Source organism: Hydrogenovibrio marinus, assembly GCF_013340845.1.
Lineage (GTDB): Bacteria > Pseudomonadota > Gammaproteobacteria > Thiomicrospirales > Thiomicrospiraceae > Hydrogenovibrio > Hydrogenovibrio marinus.
This window is the reverse complement of sequence record NZ_AP020335.1, coordinates 716,315-739,147: the sequence shown is the minus strand read 5'-3', so window position 1 is coordinate 739,147 and position 22,833 is coordinate 716,315. Positions and strand designations below refer to the sequence as shown.

16 protein-coding genes and 1 other RNA gene are annotated in these 22,833 nt (G+C 45.8%); 7 read left to right on the top strand and 10 right to left on the bottom strand.

Going from position 1 to position 22,833, the window contains the following annotated elements:
- Positions 1–53: 53 nt before the first annotated feature.
- The 4 genes from recR to ffs form a co-directional block, all read right to left on the bottom strand.
- The gene (gene recR / locus HVMH_RS03375) at positions 54–641 is read right to left on the bottom strand and encodes a recombination mediator RecR (RefSeq protein WP_029907885.1); all 588 of its coding nucleotides are present in this window, start codon (positions 639–641) and stop codon (positions 54–56) included.
- Positions 642–661: 20 nt separating this feature from the next.
- Positions 662–991 carry a YbaB/EbfC family nucleoid-associated protein gene (locus tag HVMH_RS03370; RefSeq protein WP_029907883.1) on the bottom strand — a complete coding sequence of 110 codons (330 nt, stop codon included), beginning with the start codon at positions 989–991 and terminating at the stop codon, positions 662–664.
- A gap of 46 nt (positions 992–1,037) precedes the next feature.
- Entirely contained in the window at positions 1,038–3,278 is a 2,241-nt protein-coding gene (dnaX, locus tag HVMH_RS03365; RefSeq protein WP_029907881.1) for a DNA polymerase III subunit gamma/tau, read from the bottom strand.
- 152 nt (positions 3,279–3,430) lie between these two features.
- Positions 3,431–3,527: signal recognition particle sRNA small type (ffs, locus tag HVMH_RS03360), an RNA gene on the bottom strand.
- 292 nt (positions 3,528–3,819) lie between these two features.
- On the opposite strand from ffs, the gene HVMH_RS03355 reads away from it, so the two are divergent.
- The 7 genes from HVMH_RS03355 (at position 3,820) to glnT (ending at position 10,810) form a co-directional block, all read left to right on the top strand.
- Entirely contained in the window at positions 3,820–4,809 is a 990-nt protein-coding gene (locus tag HVMH_RS03355; protein ID WP_029907877.1) for an ABC transporter substrate-binding protein, read from the top strand.
- An 85-nt stretch (positions 4,810–4,894) separates the two neighbouring features.
- A complete protein-coding gene (locus HVMH_RS03350) occupies positions 4,895–5,905 on the top strand; it encodes a fatty acid desaturase (protein WP_029907874.1) in 1,011 nt (336 codons plus the stop codon).
- A 9-nt stretch (positions 5,906–5,914) separates the two neighbouring features.
- Complete coding sequence (locus tag HVMH_RS03345) at positions 5,915–6,697, top strand: N-acyl homoserine lactonase family protein (RefSeq protein ID WP_029907873.1); 783 nt, start codon at positions 5,915–5,917, stop codon at positions 6,695–6,697.
- A gap of 15 nt (positions 6,698–6,712) precedes the next feature.
- The gene (locus HVMH_RS03340; protein WP_029907871.1) at positions 6,713–7,555 is read left to right on the top strand and encodes a sugar phosphate isomerase/epimerase family protein; all 843 of its coding nucleotides are present in this window, start codon (positions 6,713–6,715) and stop codon (positions 7,553–7,555) included.
- 49 nt (positions 7,556–7,604) lie between these two features.
- Positions 7,605–8,477, top strand: a complete 873-nt coding sequence (locus HVMH_RS03335) for a DMT family transporter (protein ID WP_029907869.1) — start codon at positions 7,605–7,607, stop codon at positions 8,475–8,477.
- 167 nt (positions 8,478–8,644) lie between these two features.
- Entirely contained in the window at positions 8,645–9,415 is a 771-nt protein-coding gene (locus tag HVMH_RS03330) for a creatininase family protein (protein WP_035629961.1), read from the top strand.
- 33 nt (positions 9,416–9,448) lie between these two features.
- Positions 9,449–10,810 (top strand): type III glutamate--ammonia ligase, encoded by a 1,362-nt coding sequence (glnT, locus tag HVMH_RS03325; RefSeq protein WP_029907864.1) that lies wholly within the window; start codon positions 9,449–9,451, stop codon positions 10,808–10,810.
- A 79-nt stretch (positions 10,811–10,889) separates the two neighbouring features.
- Here the strand turns inward: glnT and HVMH_RS03320 are convergent, their stop codons facing one another.
- The 6 genes from HVMH_RS03320 to uca form a co-directional block, all read right to left on the bottom strand.
- On the bottom strand, positions 10,890–12,842 hold the full coding sequence (locus tag HVMH_RS03320; RefSeq protein ID WP_029907861.1) for an alpha-amylase family glycosyl hydrolase: 1,953 nt from the start codon (positions 12,840–12,842) through the stop codon (positions 10,890–10,892).
- A 10-nt stretch (positions 12,843–12,852) separates the two neighbouring features.
- A complete protein-coding gene (locus HVMH_RS03315) occupies positions 12,853–13,743 on the bottom strand; it encodes a carbohydrate kinase family protein (protein WP_029907859.1) in 891 nt (296 codons plus the stop codon).
- A gap of 3 nt (positions 13,744–13,746) precedes the next feature.
- Positions 13,747–14,610, bottom strand: a complete 864-nt coding sequence (locus HVMH_RS03310; RefSeq protein ID WP_232087801.1) for an HAD-IIB family hydrolase — start codon at positions 14,608–14,610, stop codon at positions 13,747–13,749.
- The gene (locus HVMH_RS03305) at positions 14,607–16,796 is read right to left on the bottom strand and encodes an HAD family hydrolase (protein ID WP_035629171.1); all 2,190 of its coding nucleotides are present in this window, start codon (positions 16,794–16,796) and stop codon (positions 14,607–14,609) included. Before HVMH_RS03305 ends, HVMH_RS03310 begins: the two co-directional genes overlap by 4 nt.
- A 331-nt stretch (positions 16,797–17,127) precedes the next feature.
- Entirely contained in the window at positions 17,128–18,936 is a 1,809-nt protein-coding gene (atzF, locus tag HVMH_RS03300) for an allophanate hydrolase (RefSeq protein WP_029907852.1), read from the bottom strand.
- On the bottom strand, positions 18,933–22,580 hold the full coding sequence (gene uca / locus HVMH_RS03295; RefSeq protein WP_029907850.1) for an urea carboxylase: 3,648 nt from the start codon (positions 22,578–22,580) through the stop codon (positions 18,933–18,935). The genes atzF and uca overlap by 4 nt, the downstream gene beginning before the upstream one ends.
- Positions 22,581–22,833 lie beyond the last annotated feature (253 nt).

The following is a 22,833-nucleotide window of genomic DNA, read 5'->3' as shown; positions in this document are numbered from 1 at the left end:
AAAAGCCCTCTTTCGAGGGCTTTTTTGTTTATCTTATAGACAGCAAATCCACATCATTTACGTCCGGCAAACGCCTGACCAAGTGTTCCACTATCAATATACTCAAGCTCTCCGCCTAACGGAATACCTTGTGCGAGACGAGTCACTTTAATTCCCAAAGGTTGTGCCATTTGCTGAATGTAGTGTGCCGTCGCTTCGCCTTCGGCAGTGGGGTTGGTTGCCAAAATCAACTCCTCTACTCCCTCTTCCTTCAGGCGTTGCTCCAACTGAGGCAAACCAATCTCTTCTGGACCGATCCCATCAATAGGAGACAAGTGCCCCATCAGCACAAAATATAAGCCTCGATAAATTCCAGATTGCTCTATCGCCAAAACATCGGATGGCGATTCAACCACACACAACTCATTTGCATTTCTGGAAGGCGAACTGCATAAGTGACAAATCGGATCTTCCGTCAAGTCACGACAGCGCTCACAATGACCGATTTTCTCAATGGATTCCTGCAAGACATCTGCCAATTTTTGAGCGCCCTGCCGGTTGCGCTCCAACAAGTAGTACGCCATACGTTGTGCTGATTTAGGACCAACACTGGGCAAAATTTTCAAAGCGTTGACCAATTCCGTCAACAAAGGACTTTGCATAAAAATCTACCAGGTTGGGGTTAGAATGGCATCTTCATACCAGGAGGCATGTTCAACCCAGCAGTCAACCCGCCCATTTTTTCTTGCGTGGTCTCTTCCACTTTACGTGCAGCACTATTCACTGCCGCAGCAAACAAATCTTCCAGCATTTCTTTGTCGTCCATCAGACTATCGTCCAACTCGACTTTCACCAACTCATGACGCCCGGTCATCACAACCTTGACCATTCCGCCACCCGCTTCGCCAGTGACTTCCATTTTGGCAATTTCATCTTGCGCAGCTTGCATGTTTTTTTGCATTTCCTGCGCTTGCTTCATCAAATTACCTAGTCCGCCTTTTCCACCAAACATGGCCTCTCCTTGTCTTTTTATGTTGTTACTTCAACGTTTTTTTATATCAACGCACATCGCCAAGTGACTGTACCGACGAATCAATCACCCGCATATTTAGAATTTCCATAAACCCTTGGACATTAGGGTCTTGATATATCGATTGTACGGCATCTTGCTGCAGCAAAGCTTTTTGCTGTTGCCAATATTTTGCAGGCGTCAGGTGCTCACCTTCTGCCTCGATAAATTTCAACTCGCAAGCCAGTTTCTCTCTCACGGCTTCTTCAAGCTTACTCAACGCCAAATCCGATTTAGCACTCGCATGCTGCGGATCAACACTCAGTATTAGAACTTGTTGGTCATGGGACACCATCATAGACTGATTCACCAGCTCACCTGCCCAGCCATCCAAGTTCATTGCCTGCACCAACCTCACCCACTCTTCAACACCACTGCCATTAAATGCAGTCAAACTTTCCAGCATTGCTTCCGGTCGTATCTCATTGGATTCTGCTGCAATATTTTCTGCTTCTGGAGCAGGAGGAGATGCCGCGGGGGCAGCTTCAGGAGATTCAACCATCGCGTTCATTTGAACCTGTGGTGAACTCATTACACCTGCGTCCGCCATTACTTCATCTGCATCAAGCTCCATTCGAGCGAAATCGTCGCTGTACGCTTCTATAGGAACTTGCGGCATTTCTTCTGGCAGAGACGATTCTAAGTTGTAAGACTCAATTGTTTGGGCAGGTGACGCCTTTTCAACCGGCTGAATCTGAACACCAACATTTTCTGTAATAGGAGATACTGCTAAACCTGACAAGGCAGAACTATCAACACTCTCGATAGACGGCGCTGATGACTCAGCCATAACAGCTTCTTTAGCAGAGCGTGTTTCAACCTCTTTAGCAGAGGATTTAGTTCGGAGCTTTCCCAGAGATTGACTAATCTTCTCCTTCAGACTCATAAGATGCTGAACATCTTTATCGTCTTGCTCTGTGCCGCTAGCCGGCGTTGGCATTGAAGATTGTGGTTCAGCGATTTGAACTGTGGCAGCAACTGAGGCAGGCTCTGGTTGACGCTGTTCGGGGCTTTGCACCTGAGGCATAACAGGTGTTTCTGCCACTGTAGATTGCGGTTGAGCAGAAGCAGAGCGCTGCGTCGCAACAGGCACTTCAATCTTAGCTCCGTTTGACTGAACGGATGAAGAAGGCTGACCTGAGGAAGTTTGCGGTTCAAAAGCCAGCATGCGAAGTAACGCCATCTCGAAACCGATTCTGACATCCGGTGCCAAACGCATATCCTGTTGAGCCAGCAAAGCCACTTGATAAAGCATCTGCACCTTTTCCGGCAACAGCGTTTGTGCTACCTGATGCAGGAATGCCTCATCTACCAACGCTAAATCATTCAGTCCACCCAAAACTTGTATCAATGACAGTTGATGGAATACTTCAATCAGTTGATGATTAAGAGCTTCATAATCAACCCCCATGCGAGACAGTTCAACCATAACAGCCTTGATTTCATCAGGAGACTGGTTCAGTAACGCCGTCAAAATCTTCAGAACAAATTGCTGATCGACTAATCCCAACATGGCTTGCACAGGTTCAAACATTACTTGACCACCGCCATAGGCAATTGCTTGATCCAAAATACTCAAAGAATCCCGAGCTGAACCATCTGCACTTTTTGCAATCATACTTAAAGCGGATTCTTCAAAAGGTACTTGTTCCTGTTGAAGTATATATGCCAGATGAGTCTGAATCTGCGTTGGCGTCAATCGCATCAGATTGAACTGCAAACAACGTGATAAAACCGTAATCGGTAACTTATGAGGATCTGTCGTTGCCAGTAGGAATTTGACGTGCTCTGGTGGCTCTTCCAATGTTTTCAATAAAGCATTGAAACTGCTTTTGGAAAGCATATGTACTTCGTCTATCAAGTAAACTTTGAAGCGCCCTTGCACTGGTGCGTATTGAACATTTTCCAATAACTCACGCGTATCTTCCACTTTGGTTTTAGAAGCCGCATCCACTTCAATCAAATCAACAAATCGACCCTCATCAATAGAGCGACAAGTCGGACATTGCCCACAAGGTGTGGATGTAATGCCTTGCTCACAATTCAACGCCTTGGCGAAAATTCGGGCGATAGTGGTCTTACCGACACCTCGTGTACCAGTAAACAGATAGGCATGGTGAAGTCGCTGTTGATCCAAGGCATTGGATAGCGCTTGCATAACATGCTGTTGACCGACCAATTCGGAAAAGTTTTTCGGACGCCACTTACGGGCTAGAACGGTATAGCTCACGAATACAAATACTTTAGCTTCAAAATTGAAACTATTTTAACCTGTCTCGAATCACAATAGAAAAAACTTAATTGAACAATTACAATGAGAAAAGCAAATAAACAGATTAGTTGTGAAGTAGCAGAATGGGAGTGCAATATAAAGGGTGGCGACCCTATCCGCCGATCCTCGGCGCATGAATCAGAAGGTACCGTTGCTTCCTTCCGGACCTGGCGGGGTTCCCAACCCATCATCGCGAGGGGACGAACAGAGTCACCATTTTGTGAAGCGCCTATTATACAGAGTTCCCCCTCTTCTTTAAACATTGTTTCTCAAATTAAAAATCTTTAAAAATTCCAACGCCATACCTTTTACACACAAAACACACCAAAACCGCTCATTAATTGCACCCATATAATGCAATTCAATATAAAAAAGTAACGTTTTTTTAACAAAAAACAAAATTTAACTTTATATTTCAATAGCTTATTTTTAATGGTACGTCTTATGCTTAAAAATTATTACCTTTTTGGTAAATCATAATAAATTGGGAGATTGTGTAATGAAATCCAAAATGTTGTCCAAAACACTTGGCTTTGTTGCTGGGTTAACTTTAAGTGCAATGAGCTGGCAAGCAAACGCGGCAGAACCATTAAAAATCGGTTACAGCGATTGGCCTGGCTGGGTTGCTTGGGAAATTCCAATTCAAAAAGGCTGGTTTAAAAAAGCTGGCGTTGATGTAGATTTCGAATGGTTTGATTATGTTGCCTCTATGGATGCATACGCAGCCGGAAAACTGGATGCTGTTGGCATGACTAACGGTGATGCCCTAGTAACTGGTTCGACAGGTGCGCCGAGCACGATGATTATCATCAACGACTACTCAAATGGTAACGATATGATCGTCGGTCAACCAGGCATCACATCAATGAAGCAACTTAAAGGTAAGAAAATTGGTGTTGAAGTTGGGTTCGTAGATCACCTTCTAGTGTTGAAAGCACTTGAATCTGCTGGCATGAAGGAGTCAGACGTAACACTGGTTAACGTACCTACCAATGAAACACCTCAGGTTCTTGCTTCAGGCGAAGTATCTGCTGTAGGTGCATGGCAACCTAGTTCTGGGTTGGCACTTAAAGGTGTTCCTGGTTCAAAAGCTTTCTACACATCTGCCAATGATCCTGGGTTGATTTATGATGGTCTTTCAGTAAACCCTGAAAGCCTTGCTACTCGTAAAAAAGACTGGGAAAAGGTTTTGAAAGTTTGGTACAAAACTGTTGCCTATATCAAAGATCCAAAAACGCATGACGATGCGGTCAAAATCATGGCATCTCGCGTGAATATTGATCCTAAAGAATATGCATCTTTCTTAGAAGGAACCAAAATTCTGACTTTGGAAGAAGCAAAAGCAGCTTTCAAAAAAGGTCCTGGATTAGATTCAATCTACGGTTCTTCAAAAGTTTCTGACGACTTCAACGTTGCCAACAAAGTGTATGACAAACATCAAGATGTTAATGCTTACTTTGACGGTAGCTTAACTGAAGCAATGAAATAAATTTAACTCCCATCTCCGAAGCATTCGCTTCGGAGAGCTTTCCAAGTCTCAATAGACTTTTTTCTAGAAAACAAAAGGGGCTAACATGAAAGACAAGCCTATTTTCCGACATGAAGATGCCTTTTTACCGAACCTAATGGCTTTTGCATATGTCATTACAACCTATGTCGGTGGTTTTGCCCTCATAGTCTCAGACACCATTTTTGCAAATATATTGGGTACGTTTATCTTGGCACACTCTATGGTGATCGCAGCCTATCTCATTCACGAAACAGCGCACATGAGCCTATTCAGAGATAAAAAGCATAACCAAAGATATGCCGAATTATTGCTTTGGGTGACGGGCAGTAGTTATTCACATTTCGAAGACATTCGAAACAAACATAACCGTCATCATATCGACCGTGCCGATATCGTCTCATTTGATTTCAGACCGATACTCGCACAACACCCCAAATTTCTTAAACTCATTAAAACGCTTGAATGGGCTTATATTCCTGCGTTGGAAATTCTGATGCATGCCTTGGTGATTGTTTTACCTTTCATAAAGGAAAACCGCAAGGCTCGACGCACACGAGTAATTACCGTTCTCGCGCTTCGAATCGCATTTTTTGCGTGGCTGGCAAGCATTGGTTGGCAGGTATTGATTTTCTATCCGATTGCCTACCTGATGTTCATGACCGTGATGCGCTTTATGGATGTGCACCAACACACCTATGAGGTTTTTGAAACTCTTGACCAACCGCGCGGCCCTGAAGCCAGAATGCGCGATCGAGTATTTGAGCACAAAAACACCTACTCGAATTTGCTCTCCGAGAGACACCCTTGGGTGAACTTGCTGGTGTTGAATTTCTGCTACCACAATGTTCATCATGACCAACAACTGCAACCTTGGTATCGACTCCCCAAACTACATCAGGAAATCTATGGCGCGGACAAATCCCAGGTTTTAACTTTGGGACACTTGGCCAAAAGTTTTCACCGCTATCGCATACCCAGAATTTTGAATGGCGATCCGGTCTACTTAGATGTAAAAACAGATGAAGGCGAAACCTTTATCGGAGTAGATGGCGTCTCTTTCCTGACAGCTCATTAAGAGGATGACATGACACAAGTAAAAAAATTCTGGCCAATCCTGACTGGCAGACACACTTATGAGAAGACCTTGTCGACCAGAGGTCGAGGTCATGGCGAAATCATCAAAGCACCCATCCTCGCCTACCTTATCGAAACCAATAACGGACGTATCCTATTTGACGTAGGGTGTGATTATGAAAAAATCCAAAACACGGAAAAGCGTAAATTCTATTACGAGCATGAAGGTTTCCCTTTTGGTCCACCGGAAATGAACGAAGAAGAACGCCTACCCAATCGCTTGGAAATTTTGGGGCTAGCGCCAGAGGACGTCGATGTGGTTTTCTGCAGCCATTTGCACTTTGACCATGCAGGAGGACTATGTGAGTTCTGTAATGCGGAAGTTCATGTACACACCAGAGAGATGGATGCCGCAAAACAACCTGCTGACGAAGCTTACTTTGCCTCAGATTTCGACCTACCACTCAACTGGAAACTTCAAACTGGAGAATATGACTTAACCGCAGGTGTCAGTGCCATAGAAACCCCAGGGCATACTGCAGGTCACATGTCGATGTTAATTGAGCTACCAAAAGGGAGTCCTATCCTATTAGCTGGTGATGCCGCTGACCTGATGGAAAACATCGAAGACGAAATCGCTCCGGGCCTGTGCTGGCAGAATCAAGATCAACTGGCAATTGAAAGCATCCAGAAGCTGAAAAAACTCGGCAAAAGCCTACAAGCGGATATCTGGCCGAACCATGACTGGGCGTTCTTTCAAAAACATAATCGCTTCCCGAATTTTTTCGAGTAAGCCGAACCATCCAATATGCAACTTAAAACTTTTAAAACCCTTTGGGGCAATCAGCTAACCATCGACCAAGCCTGCAAACAAGCCATTGATGCGGGGTTTAGCGGCATTGAAGGTCAAACACCTGATAACCGCCAACAACAACTTGATATGCTGAATGCCATTCAAAACAATGCCTGTGACTATATTGCTGAGATTGTCACTGGCGGAGACTATGTCCCAGATCGAAGCTGGTCCCCCCAACAACATCTTGATGACTTGAAGCGTCAGCTAGACAATAGCATGATGCTTGAACCGCTATTTGCAACCAGCATTACGGGTTGCGATGCATGGGAGGAATCCCAAAGCATTGACTTTTTCAGCAAAGCTATTGAGCTTGCCGATGACTACAACATCACCCTGAGCTTTGAAACGCACCGTAGCCGTTCCCTTTTCACGCCCTGGGCAACCCGCAGGATTGTCGAAAGCCTTCCTAACATGAAGTTGACCGCAGATATTAGTCACTGGTGCGTTGTCTGCGAACGATTGATGGATTCAGAAATGAATACCATCGAAGCCATTGCCGACAGAGTTCACCACATTCATGGTCGCGTCGGCTATGATCAAGGCCCCCAAGTGCCAGATCCTGCTGCACCCGAGTATTATGAGGCACTGCATTCCCATCAGAAAATCTGGCGATTGTTTGGGGCAAACCAAGCTCAGCGAGGGTATAGTGTTTCAACATTAACGCCCGAGTTCGGACCAGATGGCTACTGTCACTTACAACCTTATACTCAAATGCCGGTGGCCGACATTTGGAAAATCAACCAATGGATGAGCTTGACCCTCCAACACGATTTCCAAAACTTTATAGAAACCTAACCACCGAACTGACTCAGAGCCATAACAGAAATTTCAAAGCAGGAATATTATGCAATCCTTCGCGGTGTTGACGCTCCTTGGAGCATCATTTTTATGGGGGCTCACTTGGTTACCCCTTAAATACTTACATGAACTAGGCTTCAACGGCATCCCCATTACCCTGTTCGTCTACAGCATTATGTTTGTAGTAACTTTGCCTTTTGTATGGAAATATAAAAACCTTATCTCAAAAAACTGGCCTGCATTGATTGGCGTCATGCTATTAGGCGGCGGGGCACAACTTGCGTTTAATACATCCATGATTTATGGCGATGTCATACGCGCAATGGTACTGTTCTACATGTTGCCACTATGGGGCGTTCTGGGTGGCCGGATTTTTCTAGGAGAGAAAATCACTCAGATACGTTGGCTCGGCATGGCGCTCTCTCTGACAGGCGCATTCCTTGTCATTGGCGGAGTCAATGCCTTTGCAACACCGCCCACACGGATTGATGCACTAGCCGTTTTGTCCGGCTTCTTATTTGCAATGAACAACATCGTTTATAGAGCATCTACCGCTACTCCCGTTTTGCTCAAATTGTCCTTTATGTTCTTTGGCGCAGTCCTACTTTCCACAGTAGTAGTACTTCAATTGGGAGAACCCGTATTTCTTTCGGTACCCCCTTATGCATGGTTCGTACTGTTTGCCTATGGTGCGATCTGGATGATGGCAGCCAACATGGCAACACAATGGGCCGTTACAAAAATGGAATCTGGAAAATCCTCCATCATCATCATTCTGGAACTGGTAACCGCCGTCGTTTCCGCCAGCTTGATATTAGGCGAAACCATGGGAACAACTGAAATGGTTGGAGGTGCCTGCATTCTGATTGCAGCCCTCCTTGAAGCCATCCCACCAAGCAAACCTCTTCCTGCACCATAATGAACACAACCTCCCCTTAAAAGGGAAGGTTTTGAACATAAAAATTTCCAAAACTCACACCATTTTTCAGTCAAGTAATTGAAATTTAAAATAAAATTTTGATTGGGCTCTTTTTTGTTTTTTAATTATTACGTTTTTATAAATTCGTAATAATTATTGGAGTCATCATGCAATGGCATCACATGACCTGGCAAGAGGTCGAAAAATTTACCCAATCCGATTCCTGTGCGGCATTACTACCTGTTGGCGCTACTGAACAACATGGCCCTCATTTGGGCTGCGGCATGGATTCGGAAATTGCAGAGAAACTATCGAAATCCATCGGTGAAATAACCGATATCGCCGTTTTACCGACACTGCCTTATGGCTGCTCTATCGGGCACTCAAAGAAATGGCCTGGAACCATTGCACTACAGCCTAAAACCTTAATTGATGTGGTTAAAGAAATTGGCGACTGGGTTGTGTATAGCGGTTTCAAAAGACTCTTCATCCTCAACAGTCACGTTTCAAATTTTGCTCCTTTGCGCTGTGCTTTAGAAATGCTACGTGCCGAACATGACGACTTGATGGTAGCCCTAATCAATTCCGCCACCATTAGCGAAAGAGTTAAAGAACGTCACTTTTGGGATGCAGACGATTGGCATGCCAATGAAGCCGAAACCTCTTTGATGATGGCGGTTGCTCCGGAAATGGTCAGACCCGATAAACTGCAAGAGAGTGATGATCCAGATCGCACCGAGGACTGTGTATTTTCTCATCCAGTGAATCGCACAAGTTTGAATGGCGTAACAGGCAAGCCTAGTGAGGCCTCAATTGAAAAAGGCCATGAATTATTCAGCTGGATGGTCAGCGATTTAAGCAAAGTTATCAACCAGGGAATCAAAGAGCATCCGCCCTTGCCCTACTCCTATCACCAACCTATCAACAGCAACAAATAACCGAATTGAACAACTTGAATTTTGGAGATTCAAATGAACAGTGAAATTGATGTTAAACAACTACAAGCAGATTGGAAATCAAAGGGCGTTAAATATTGTCTTGGCGCCTATGTCGACATACACGGTATCCCAAAAGGGAAATTTGTACCGATTGATCATTTAGGGCATATGGTAAAAGGTTCGGAGCTTTATACCGGTTATGCATTGGATGGCCTGGGGCAAAGACCTAACGATGATGAAATCGCTTCTGTACCGGATTTGAATAGCGCCATCCAACTTCCATGGCAACCTGAAGTCATGTGGATGGCTGCGGACAACACACTGCATGGCGAACCCTATGAAATCAACACTCGTGTGGCACTGAAAAAAGCGTTGGAACAAGCCGAGGAAATGGGATTTGGTTTCAACTTGGGTATCGAGTGCGAATTGTTTGTATTGAAGGAAGAGGCAGACGGAAGCCTGTCGGTTCCTGACCCAGACGACAAGCTAACCAAACCTTGTTATGACGTACAAAGCTTTATGAATCGCTTCGAGTGGTTGGATAAAATGGCAACCACCATCAATGATCTTGGATGGGATTTGTACTCATTGGATCACGAAGATGCCAACGGGCAGTATGAGTTCGACTTCCAGTACAGTGATGCATTGACAATGTGCGACCGCTTTATCTTCTTCCGTTATATGGCTAAACATTATGCTAAGGAAGAAGGTTTACTTGCGACTTTCATGCCAAAACCGTTTGCGGATAAAACCGGTAACGGCGCACACTTCAATATGTCTTTATTTGATAAGGAAACGGGAGAAAACGTCTTTAAGTGCGATCCGAAAGACGACCCTAGAGGTCTCGGTCTGACGGAAATCGGTTACCAGTTCATTGCCGGTGTATTGAAGCACGGTCCTGCTCTGTGTGCGGTATTTTCACCAACGGTCAACAGCTACAAGCGTTTGATCCGTCAAGGAGATATGGCTACCTTCTCTTGGGCGCCGGTATTCAACTCTTTCGGCTCCAACAACCGTACCAACTCCTTGCGTGTACCAATGGGTGGCGGACGTTTCGAATCCCGTAATGCCGATGGTGCGGTCAACCCATATTTGGCTGCTGCACTTGTGCTGTCTGCTGGCTTACAAGGCATTAAAGAAAAGCTGAACCCAGGTGAAGCGCAAGAAGAAAACCTATATGAATTGACTGAAGAGCAACGTCAAGCAAAAGGCATTGAGTTCCTACCTCAAAACCTTGGCGAAGCCGTTGAAGCCTTTGCTGCTGATCCATTCGTTGAAGAAGTATTGGGTTCAGAACTTCGCAATGAATTCATTCGTTACAAGAAACAGGAGTGGGATGAATATCACAAAACTGTTTCTGCATGGGAAATCAAGCGTTATAGCCACTTGTTCTAACGTTCATACTTGTTTAGAGGTGCCAGCTGGCACTTCTAAACACCTCACCCCCTATCAAACTAGGCTTTTCTCTAGCAATTTACGCCAAGTGTAACCAGTAAAAACCAAAGCGCGGAATCACAAGCGTATCTTTATAAATATCTGGCGACTTTCCGGTATAAAGATCAACAATCTGATGCTGTTGTTGTTTCCACTCACCTATTTCCGACAGGTTCAAATACTGGGGTTCTGAATTGAAATTGGCAACCACCAGTACATGATCCGCTTGTCTATGAAGGTTGTAACGTTCGAAGACAAATAGATTTGGGTTATCCACCTCAATCAACTCCCTGTTGTTGAAATCGGCAAACACCTCAATTTCTTTTCTGACCGCGATCATGCGCTTGAGCGCACTGAAAATAGCATATTCGACCGTTCCCGGTACGTTCCTTAAATCCGCCTTTTCCCAATTAATTGTCGGCCTATGCACCCAACGTGTATCATCCATCTTGTAGGGATTCGCTAAATAGGAGTCATCATTCAGAGTGCCAATCTCATCGCCATAATAAAGCAAGGGAATACCGCCAAAAGAGAAAATCAAACTGTGCAATAACAGAATCACTTTGATGGCGTTATCTGTCACCTCAATATCACCGGTTTCTATCGCATATTGCAGCCCCACCAGAGAAGCCAATGAACCTGAAATACGCGTATCACCAGTTTTCAAGTTTTGCCCAAAGGGTAATCCTCTAGCATGAGAATGTTCGAACTTTCCTAAAAAGTAGTCCACAAGGAAATGCCTATGCGAAGCAGGATCATATCCTGCCAAAATCACATCACGGTCATCAAATCCCAGTCCGATATCATCGTGACAGCGGACATAATTGAGCCAAGTGGCTCTATCCAACTTCACCGGCAAACTCTTGATTCCATGATTCAGCAATTTAGCATTTTTGGTGGCGACAGCATCCCACATCAGCGCCATAAAGGTGGCGTTATAGGCAATCTCGCACTCTTTGGCAATGACGGCGTCTTCTCCGAAGTATTTAATCACTTCCGATGGCGAAACAATCGCTTCGGCGATAAACAACACACCCGGTGCGACTACCTGACAACAATCTTTCAACAACTGTAGAATCAAATGCGCTTCACGTTCGTTTTGGCAGGTGCTACCGATTTTTTTCCATAAAAAAGCCACTGCATCCAAACGCAGAACATCCACCCCTTGATTCGCCCAAAACAAAATGACATCTAGCATCTCGATCAACACCGCCGGATTGTTATAGTTCAAATCCCATTGGTAGTTGTTGAATACCGTCATTACCCAACGTTGCATTTCCTCGTCCCAGGTAAAATTACCAGGTGCGGTTTGCGGAAAGACTTCCAACATGCTTTGTTCAAACATATCGGGCACAGTTCGATTCTCGAAGGTGTAGTAGTAATCCTGATATTTTGGGTCGCCTTTTCTGGCTTTTTCTGCCCACTCGTGTTCGTCGGACGTATGGTTAAGCACCACATCCATCACCAATAACAAGTCCCGTTGACGCATTTCATCCGCCAAACGTGTCAAATCCTCCAAAGAACCAACGCGTTCATCTATCTCACGAAAATTACTGACCGCATAGCCGCCATCACTTTTTCCTTCAGGACACTCCATGATTGGCATGACATGCACCATGTTCACTCCCAATTCCTGGAAGTAACTCAAGTGATTGCACATGCCTTTCAAATCTCCACCAAAACCATTGACATAAAGCGCCATCCCAACCCATTTCTGACTTAGGAACCAGTTATAGTCGCGCTCTCGTCCTGCATCGGCGTCCTTCAGTACTTCAGGTCGATTGATGTATTTACGCGCCATGGTTTCGACCAAGCGTAAGGCATGTTCTTGAAAGTCGTCACGATCGCCGTACAGCTTTTCAAACAAGGAGTGAATAGCGTAGAAATTGGCGCCAAGGCGCGTGTAGAAATGGCGTAAATCTGCCTTGGAGATTTCCGGTTTTATTTGGTTGAGAATGTCATTTAACAGCGTGTGCGAAATTTGCTCGTACATAAGATTCCTTCTACTCTTTAAAGGTATTTAGGATCGTGTCGTAAAAGTCCTTGTCATTCGTCGTTGCCCCTCGAAGTCCGATGACTTGTGAAGCGAATTTTTGCGCGTTTTCCAACGTTTTCTGTATTGGCCAATCTTGTACCAGACCGTGTAGGTAAACAGATGCAAAAGCATCTCCCGCACCGACAGTATCGACCACATCGGTAACCGATTCAGGTTGTACTTGATAAAGTTTGCCTTCGTCATCAACCACCATAGCGCCGTCGGCGCCACAAGTCAAAATCACTTGCTCCAAATCGAACCTATCTTGAAGCTCTTTCATGGCTTGCTCCAAGTTTTCATTAGAAAAGCCTAGCCTTCTCAATTCATCTACATTGAGTTTCACCCAGCGTGCCGAATCCAACCAGTAAAAAACCTCCTCCTCTTTCCACCAAGGATCTCTTAAGTTCACATCGACAAAAATGGAGTTTCCAAAAGAAGACGTCAACTCAACCAATGCATGGCGAGCCACTCGGTTACGTAGACCAAGCGTACCGTGGTAAACGATTCTTTCTTCTGGCATGGGTTTGATTTCGTGGTAATCAATAAAATCGTAGGCACAATCCGTGGTGATGGTGTAATGCGGTTCTCCACTAAGCAAGGCGACTTCAACCTGCCCCGTTGGATGGGTAGCATCAACCTGCAACTGACTCAGGTTCATTTCCCACTGACGCATTTCGGAAACAACCTTTTGGCCTCTAGGATCATTCCCGATGCGGGAAATAAATACAGGTTCATCGCCAAATGCCTGTAAATTCCATGCGACATTAAAAGGCGCACCACCCAACACTTCTTCCCCTTCAGGAAAGCAGTCGAACAACACCTCTCCAAACACCACTATCAAAGTCTTTTCCGTAGCCATCACCTAGTCTCCATCCTTACTATCTGACTTAACGTCATCCAAACCGTTACAGAATTCAAAATATTCCAATCCCTGCAATATTCCATCTACATAGTTCCCATTACGCCGCCCTTGCTTCTTTGCCAAATAGAGTGTCGTCGCATGTCCATTTTGTTCCGCTAAATTTAGCGCTTGTTGCTTAACTTCTTCGGTGGCATTCGCAACCAATACCGAAAGAATATCACTCGCCAAAACCGGTAAGTCGTTTCCACTATCACCTGCAAAAAACACATCACGCTTCGGGAAGCCTAACCGATCTCGCAAAAAACGTATCCCATGCAATTTGGTTGCTTCAGATGGCAGAATATCCAACAACCCAATATCTTGCGTTTCATCCACACTCCAAACCAAACTGGCTTTTATGCCATTTTCTGCCAGGTTGGCCCCTAGCTGTTTCAGCAGTTCATCAACATCTTCATTGGGCGAAACATAGTAGCTGACCTTGTAGGTATTCTGCTTAGCCTCTTCCTGCGCCTTAAGCAGGGAAAAAGGCTCTAATAAGCGGCGAATACCTGCGTTATCCCAACCATTCCAATCACCGGAGATTTCCTCTTCCCAATCAGACCAGTTTTGCCAATTGCCATTGGTAATCTTATAAATTTTGGTACCCACATCGGTGATGGCATAATCTGGCATCGGTAAGTGATAGCTCTCAATCGCTTCCTCAACCAAAGCTTTATGCCTGCCGGTAACATAGACCAAACAAACGCCCTCTGAGCGACACCATTGCGAAAAATACTGCCGTGATTCTGGAACATCCGGTTCAATGCCATTTGGAATCATCGTTCTATCCAAGTCAGTACATAACAATAAAGAATGATGCATCATTGGCCTTCCGACTCCAAAACCTTTACCTGGTTAACAGTGGCTTCTTCCCTAGGGTCACGACATTCACCAAAGAAATCGTAAAACGACAACGCTTCTAAAATACCTTTTTCATAAGGCTGTTTAGCAAAATAAATTCTGCTCACATCCACCAGTTGCGACAACTCTTCAGCGTGACGGTTTGCCACCACTGCCGCTAATGGATTTCCTCTCATCATGTCTTCATCCGAACCTGCACCGCCAGCTACAAAAACCCGCTCAAGTGGGATCTGCCATTGCCCGACCACATAGCGTAATGCCATGCCTTTAGAAGCACGAATCGGCAAGATGTCCAAGAATTTTCCAAATGACATCTGCACATTGACCGACAAATCTTCCTGATGCAACAAACGCTTAATCTCTTCAACATCCGCGACTTCAGGATCAATGTAATAGCTGAGTTTGAAGAAACTCTGTTCTTCCTTAGGTTGGCGTTTCAACCCAGGATAGTCTTTGAGAACTTCTTTCAGTTTGTATCTCGTCCAGTGGTAATCAATATGTCGACTCCAAGCAGTGTCCATGGTTAGCTTAGGGGCATAGTTAATTTCCGTACCGCCACTACTGATGAGAATATCCGGCTCTGGCATGCCATGCTTTTTCATCAATTTCAATGCAGAATCCAGACGACGCCCCGTTGCAATAATAAACAAGGTGTTTTTTCGGTTTTGCCTCAACAGTCCAATCAACTGCTGCAATGCCTCGCCATCGTCCATCAAGTTCTGATCCAAACTACTGACAAAAGCTCTATCTGGAAAAAGTTCCTGACTACGTACCATGGATTTCGCTTGAAGTCGTTGCGAACTGTCCGCCACCGAGTCAATCACGTCAAGATAGCGCTCTACATGGGCTTCCCATGAATAATGTTCCTTAACTTGCCTCAACCCATTCAAAACATGGGATTTGTATAGTTCAGGAAAACTGAGCAACCTGAGCAGAGCATCGCTAATACTCTTGGGCTCTAGTGGATCAATTAAAATACCATTTCGGCAGTTGCCGACAATATCTCGTGGCCCACCGTCTTCCGTGGCCACAATCGGCAGACCGGAAGCTGCTGCTTCAATCAGTGTTAAACCGAAGGGTTCAGTCAACGCCGGATTGACGAAAACGCCTTTTGAAGCCGCAGCGATTCGATAAATCAACGAGACTTGATCGCGCTTATGGTGCTTTGGCAAAGCCACTTTTCCATAAAGGTCATAGCGATCTATTGCGACTAACAGTTCATGAAACACCATTTGAGCGCCCTGATCCAAGTCGTCGATATCATCGCGATTGCCTGCAATAATGACCAAGTTTGCTAAAGATTGTAATTTCAAAGACTGCCCATAAGCTTCCACCAACGCGACGATGTTTTTGCGCCTATCTGGCCTGGAGAGCGCCAAAATAATTGGCCTGAAAGGTTCTTTAAGGTGTTTCACCAATTCGTAAAACAAAGGCGTATCCAGCTCATCGCCATCCGGAGGTTGGAAATTATTAAGATTGGTCCCGGGAGGCAAAACCCGCATCTTTTCGGGCTGGTAAAAGTCGTAGAGTTCGTATTGTTCTTCTATTTCCTGGTGAGTACTGGTAATCACTCTTTCTGCCACCGCCAGTACATTTTCTTCCGCATCAATCCGCCGCGTCATGTTGTATAGAGTTTCTATTTCCTGTGCAGACAGCCCACTTGCCAACAGTCGCCTGCGTTTAACACGCCCCAGAGAGTGCCCGGTATGAATCAAAGGAATGCCGAGCTGGTTTGCCAAATGCTCAGCGACATAGCCTCCATCAGCGTAATGACTATGGAGGATGTCGGGGTAATCATTTTGTTGCCTAAAATAATCCATCATATTATCGGTAAAGGCATCAAGATGATCCCACAGCTGTTCTTTCGGTAAATAGCGATTTGGTCCCGCTTCCACTCTTATGATGCGAAAATTATCTTCTGGTCGTTCACACGGCTCTGCATAGTCTTTGGAAACTTCCTTATCCACCACCTTTCGGGTAAACAAGTCAACACGCCCAACAGCGGGATGTTTTGCCAGCGCTTGTGCCAATTCTAATACATACAGGGTTTGACCCCCGGTGTCGGCATCCCGACCCAGCTCAAGATTTTTGGCGCGAATCAATCCATGAACACTGATGAGCGCGATATATAACTTCCTTGTAGTAGACATCGATACCTATCCTTCCCTTTCAAGGTTTTGACGGTTCATATTCTCGACATGCGCATACGCTTAAGTCACATACAAAGTCATAGACGCATGACAACCACCTCCATCGAGGCAAAAAAGACAACGGGCTTGTTTCAGAAAGCTTTTCTGAAAAAAACTGTTAAATTTGAATTACTTAATAAAATGAGAGTACTGCTTTTGATTGTACAAAACACAGCAAATAAAACAAGATAATTAATAGGGTTTTTAGAAAAACTTCGGTTTTTCCCCATTAAGTTTTTGAGAAAAACCGGAGTCTAAAATTTGGATGAGACTTGTTTGGACTAAATTGTTTTTAACCTGTTCTAACCGCCATCCAGTTACGCCAACCGCCTGTTAGGCTAATGCTCTTAGCGCCTTCAATACCGTAAGGTTCACAGACAAACCCAACAACCTGCGTACCATTGATTAATTCGACTTTACCCAATCCTAATGGCGATGGAATCAGCGCAAGGAAAGACCCTAAATGCTGCTTTGGCATCGCCCAAACTTCCACTTCAATGCTGACACCCGCCGCTTCGTTTTTGACCAAACCCGGTTTCAATATCGGTCTTTCAGACAACTCATAGAAGTTATATTTTGGCGCAGTTTTCGTCGTCTGTAATAATTTCGCACCACGCTCAATCAGCTGCCCATTCAGAGGAAACCCAGTCAAATGTGCGCCAACCACTGCCAGAGGAATAGCATGCGGATTAGCAAAGAACTCCGAATGCGTTGTTGTCACAGGCGTTTCTTTCGCGCCTGAAGTCGGTACAAAATGACCGTGTAATTTATCGGCAAGCTTCATTAGCAACCTGTCTGTTCCAGCAGGCGCAAACATGGTCAAACCGATCGGCAGGCCATCTTCTCTAAAGCCTGTCGGCATCGCCAACGCGGCATAGTCCAATAGGTTCATGAAGTTGGTGTAGGTTCCCAATACCGAGTTCAGTTTGATTGGGTCACTTTGCATTTGTTCGATTGAGTAGATGGTTGGCGTGGTTGGCGTCAACATACAATCAATGTCTTGCCATAGCGATGCCGTGAGTGCCTGTGCTTTCTGCAAGGCATAACTGCCTTTGTAGGCATCCGCCGCGCTGAGTTTTCTCGCTCCTGCGATAATCGCCCCCACACTCGGATCCATGACATTTTCAAACTCTTCCATAAAGGCTTCGATGGCAACATAGCGCTCGGCAACCCAAGCGCCTTCATACAAAAGCTTTGCAGTATCCAACCAAGGTTGGAAGTTAATCTCCTTGACTTCATAGCCCTGTTTTTTCAGCTCGGCAATCGAGTCATAAAAATGCTTTTCAGCCTGTTCGTCTCCGGCAAAGCTGATGGTTTCCGAGCTGGGAATCCCCAACACCGGACGAGCACCCCAAGCCGGTGGCATCAAATCCATTTCCTTACGGCTGAATTCGTCTTCTGCATCGGCTTGTGCCGCCACTTCAAACACCTCATAGGCATCCTGGGAGTTCAGCGCGAACACACTCACCACGTCTTGCGAACGCACGGCAGGCACAACGCCTTTGGTGCTCAAAAGTCCTTTGGATGGCTTCAAACCGATAAGGTTATTGAATGCCGCCGGCACACGTCCTGAACCGGCAGTATCCGTTCCCAATGAAAAACTACATAAGTTCAATGCCACAGACACCGCCGAACCGGAACTTGATCCACCGGAAATCATGTTGAAGTCGAAAGCGTTATGACAAACACCATAAGGAGAGCGCGTGCCCACCAAACCGGTTGCGAATTGATCCATATTTGCCTTACCGAGAGGAATAGCACCGGCATCCACCAAAAGTTGGGCAACGGTCGCAGAAGCTTCCGGTACATAGGCATATTCAGGACAAGCTGCCGTTGTCGGAACACCGGCTAAGTCAATATTGTCCTTGATGACGAATGGAATCCCCCACAAAGGGTGGCTACTTGGGTCGCAAGCCTCAAGCCTAGTCAGATAAGGTTCAAGCTCTTCATCGGATAACAGGTGGATGAAAATATTGTGGTCTTCATAAGACTCCGCTTTTTCCACCAACAACGTCATCAACTCCCTAGGAGACAGTTCTCCATCAGCATAAGCCTGACGAAGAGAAGAAATTCTCAAATCGAAATTATGTTTAGTGCTCATGCGTCTGCAACCTCCAAAATCATGATGGCTTGCCCGTTCTGAATCAAATCCCCTTCATTCACCAAAATCTCGGTGACAATACCGTCACTTTCCGCTTCGACTGGAATTTCGATTTTCATGGTTTCCAAAATGGCGATGACATCACCTTCAGCAACCTTGTCACCCGGCTTGACGGTAATCTTCCATGCACTTCCGGTAATCGGCGACAATGCCGCTTCAAACCCTTCTGGAATTTCTATCGGCGTTTCGCCCAGCACTTCTTCCTGCGCTGAAGTAGACTCAAAATTTGCCTGTCCGGTTTCTTCCCAACGCTGACGTTCAGCTTCAAATGCTGCCTGCTGCTTCGTTTGGAAAGATTGGATGCTATCGGCTTCTTCTGCCAAAAATGCCTGATAGGCACTCAAAGACAAGGTCGTTTCTTCGATGTCGATATCGTATCGACCCAACGGGAAATCGTTTCTCGCCTGCGCCAACTCACCTTCAGTCACCGGATAAAACTGAATCTGATCAAAGAAATCCAGTAACCAAGGCTTACCCTGTTGGAAGAATGGCGTGTTGAAATAAGCATTCCACATTTGGATGGTACGCCCGACAAACTGATAACCACCGGGGCCTTCCATGCCATAAACACACATGTAAGCGCCACCAATACCGACAGCGTTTTCCGGCGTCCAGGTACGAGCTGGGTTGTATTTAGTGGTAACCAAACGGTGACGCGGATCCAAAGGTGTCGCCACTGGCGCACCCAAGTAAACATCCCCCAAGCCCATGACCAGATACTTGGCGTCAAAGACAATACGCTTCACATCTTCAATGGAATCCAGCCCGTTGATACGACGGATGAACTCGATATTGCTCGGACACCAAGGCGCATCAGGGCGCACCGTGGTCATGTATTTTTCGATGGCTAAACGCGTACTTGGATCATCCCAAGACAAAGGTAGGCGAACGATACGACTTTTCACCGTCAAATCTTTTGCCGATGAAATCTCGTCTTCCAGCCCTTTCAATTTTTGAATCAACTCATTCTGCGAAATCTGTCTTGGATTGTAGTGCACTTGCAAAGAGCGAATACCTGGCGTCAAGTCACGTAAAAACTGCCAGGTTGGGTTCTCATCTGAACTTTGGTCTTTCAACGTTTTCAACTTCTCGACCAACACCTGAATACGGAAACGCAATGCCAAATCCAGTTCCATCGCACCGTACTCAATCAACAAATGACTGTCACCCGAACGGCGATACTTCACGCCAAACTCATGTTCGTCGGAAGAAATCTCCAATGCCAAACAGGATTGTTCTGTGGGTGATGCAAGGAATTTGGTATCCCGCAATATCCAATCAGACAAACCAGCCAATGCGGCTTCTTGTGCTTTGAATGCTTCTTCCGCCATATCGATAGAAACCGGTCTGAAACGCACCTTGTCGCCCGGACGCAACTGCCCCATTTTCCATTGCTCTGCTTCGATAATGGTCGCCGGGCAAACAAAGCCTCCCAAACTAGGACCGTCTTGCGCCAAAATAACCGGCATATCGCCCGTGAAGTCTATCGCGCCAATGGCATAAGGGTTGTCATGGATGTTTGATGGATGCAACCCGGCTTCACCACCGTCTTTACGCGCCCATGTTGGTTTTGGACCAATCAGACGAATCCCGGTGCGGCTGGAGTTGTAATGCACTTCCCAATCCGTTGAGAAAAAGGTTTCAATATCTTCATCGGTAAAGAAATCCGGCGCGCCTTGCGGACCGTAAATCACCGCGATTTCCGCTCGATTGTTAAGTGTTGGAATCAGTCCTTCCGGCAAATCGCACAACTCGGCATCACGAACACTGTGACGCGATAGACGCAACACATCACCTGCGCGCAGAAGTCGACCACCATGTCCACCGAAACCGCCTAGCGAGAAAGTCGTTTTGCTGCCCATGTAATCCGGGACATCAAAACCACCTAACACCGCTAAATAAGCACGTTGCCCGACATCCTTGATGACTTTTGACTTCAGCAATTGCCCTGCCTTGACATGCACCGGTTTCCACATAGGAATCGGCTCTTTATCCAAAGTCGGCTGAATATCGGCACCAGTAATACAAATCACCGTATCGCGATCGAACTTCAAACTGATGCCGGACACCGTCATCTCGATGGTTGCGGCATCTTCCGTGTTGTTCAAACAACGGTTCGCCAAACGGTGCGATAACGCATCCATCGGTCCAGAAGGTGGTACGCCTATATCCCAAAAACCGACTCGTCCCGGATAACTCACCAACATGGAATGTGTGCCCGGATTGGTCACTTCCGCCGTAAAAGGTTCATGGGTAAAGCTGTTCAAGAATTGAGTATATAAACCTTCCGCTTTGATAAACGCAGGCGCTTCACTCAAAGCTTCCAGATAAAAAACGTTGGTTTCAAACCCGTGAATACTGGTCGATTTCAGTGCCTTGTTCAGGTTCTTAACCGCTTCGTCCCGATCTTTACCGGTGACGATGATTTTTGCCAACATCGGGTCATAGAAAGAACTGACTTCCTGCCCTTTTGAACACCAAGTGTCCACTCGGCAATCCGTCGGCATTTGCCAACCTGTCAACTTACCAGCACTTGGCTGGAAGTTTTTGAATGGGTCTTCGGCATACACACGTACTTCAATCGCATGCCCGGTTGCAGGATTCACCTCACCCCGACCTGGTAGATTTTGGTCAAACGCAACTTGCACCATCCACTCGACCAAATCAACATTTCTTACCGCTTCGGTGATACCGTGTTCCACCTGCAAACGCGTGTTTACTTCCAAGAAATAATATTGGTGTGCATCGGCGTCAAAAACGTATTCCACCGTTCCGGCAGATCGATAGCTGACTAACTCACCCAAACGTACTGCATGGGCTTCCATCTCAGCGACCATATCACGGCTGATACCCACCGCAGGCGTTTCTTCCACCACCTTTTGATTACGACGTTGCAAAGAACAATCTCGTTCACCTAAGGAAACGACCTTTCCTTTCCCGTCACCGAAAATCTGTATTTCGATATGACGTGCATTAACGACAAACTTTTCCAGGAAAATACCGGATTGCCCGAAAGAGTTCTGACTCAAACGCGCTACCTGCTCAAAAGCTTCTGACAACACCTGCGGCGTATCACATTTCTGCATACCGATACCACCGCCACCCGCAGTACTTTTCAACATCACAGGGTAACCGATGCGCTCAGCTTCTACCAAAGCCTCTTCTAACGAATCCAACAATCCTGAACCAGGTAATAATGGTACTTTGGCTTCAATCGCCAACTCACGGGCGGTATGCTTCAAACCAAAGTCACGCATATGCTGAGGAGACGGCCCAATAAAACGGATGCCCATATGTTCACAGTCTTCGGCAAAGCTGGCATTCTCACTCAAGAAACCATAACCGGGATGAACGGCTTCCACGCCCAATGCCTTGGCTCGTTCAAGAATCAAAGGAACATTCAAATAGGTTTCTGTTGCGGCATTACCCTTGAGAAAAATGACTTCATCGGCTTCTTTGACATGAAGTGATGCGCGGTCGGCATCGGATGCCAACACCACGGAAGCGATATTCATTTTCTTCAAGGTGCGAATGATGCGAGTCGCTATGGCCCCGCGGTTTGCAATCAGCACTTTTTTAAACATGGGTTTTCCTTTTATCAGATCGTTCTGAAGGTTCTATTTCAACTAGGTCGTCCTAGATTTTATCCGTTACAATTTTCAAGTTCGTTCGATACTGAAACCGCCCAACGAATCCCTTAAGCTTCGCAACCGGCTTTCTTCCTAAAGGGTCAGCAGTGGCTCAAGTGCTAGGCGCCCCGCAAGAAAATTTCAAAACATATCATTTGATAGGCGAGAAATTTTCGAGGACACAACGATGCAATTGGGTCGCTGATGC

What these genes read in the sequence shown, in the direction of transcription:
- uca (WP_029907850.1), bottom strand. Translation starts at nt 22,580, where the DNA reads ATGTTTAAAAAAGTGCTGATTGCAAACCGCGGGGCCATAGCGACTCGC.
- atzF (WP_029907852.1), bottom strand. Translation starts at nt 18,936, where the DNA reads ATGAGCACTAAACATAATTTCGATTTGAGAATTTCTTCTCTTCGTCAG.
- HVMH_RS03310 (WP_232087801.1), bottom strand. Translation starts at nt 14,610, where the DNA reads ATGATGCATCATTCTTTATTGTTATGTACTGACTTGGATAGAACGATG.
- glnT (WP_029907864.1), top strand. Translation starts at nt 9,449, where the DNA reads ATGAACAGTGAAATTGATGTTAAACAACTACAAGCAGATTGGAAATCA.
- HVMH_RS03305 (WP_035629171.1), bottom strand. Translation starts at nt 16,796, where the DNA reads ATGTCTACTACAAGGAAGTTATATATCGCGCTCATCAGTGTTCATGGA.
- recR (WP_029907885.1), bottom strand. Translation starts at nt 641, where the DNA reads ATGCAAAGTCCTTTGTTGACGGAATTGGTCAACGCTTTGAAAATTTTG.
- HVMH_RS03335 (WP_029907869.1), top strand. Translation starts at nt 7,605, where the DNA reads ATGCAATCCTTCGCGGTGTTGACGCTCCTTGGAGCATCATTTTTATGG.
- HVMH_RS03315 (WP_029907859.1), bottom strand. Translation starts at nt 13,743, where the DNA reads ATGGCTACGGAAAAGACTTTGATAGTGGTGTTTGGAGAGGTGTTGTTC.
- HVMH_RS03345 (WP_029907873.1), top strand. Translation starts at nt 5,915, where the DNA reads ATGACACAAGTAAAAAAATTCTGGCCAATCCTGACTGGCAGACACACT.
- HVMH_RS03370 (WP_029907883.1), bottom strand. Translation starts at nt 991, where the DNA reads ATGTTTGGTGGAAAAGGCGGACTAGGTAATTTGATGAAGCAAGCGCAG.
- HVMH_RS03320 (WP_029907861.1), bottom strand. Translation starts at nt 12,842, where the DNA reads ATGTACGAGCAAATTTCGCACACGCTGTTAAATGACATTCTCAACCAA.
- HVMH_RS03330 (WP_035629961.1), top strand. Translation starts at nt 8,645, where the DNA reads ATGCAATGGCATCACATGACCTGGCAAGAGGTCGAAAAATTTACCCAA.
- HVMH_RS03350 (WP_029907874.1), top strand. Translation starts at nt 4,895, where the DNA reads ATGAAAGACAAGCCTATTTTCCGACATGAAGATGCCTTTTTACCGAAC.
- HVMH_RS03355 (WP_029907877.1), top strand. Translation starts at nt 3,820, where the DNA reads ATGAAATCCAAAATGTTGTCCAAAACACTTGGCTTTGTTGCTGGGTTA.
- HVMH_RS03340 (WP_029907871.1), top strand. Translation starts at nt 6,713, where the DNA reads ATGCAACTTAAAACTTTTAAAACCCTTTGGGGCAATCAGCTAACCATC.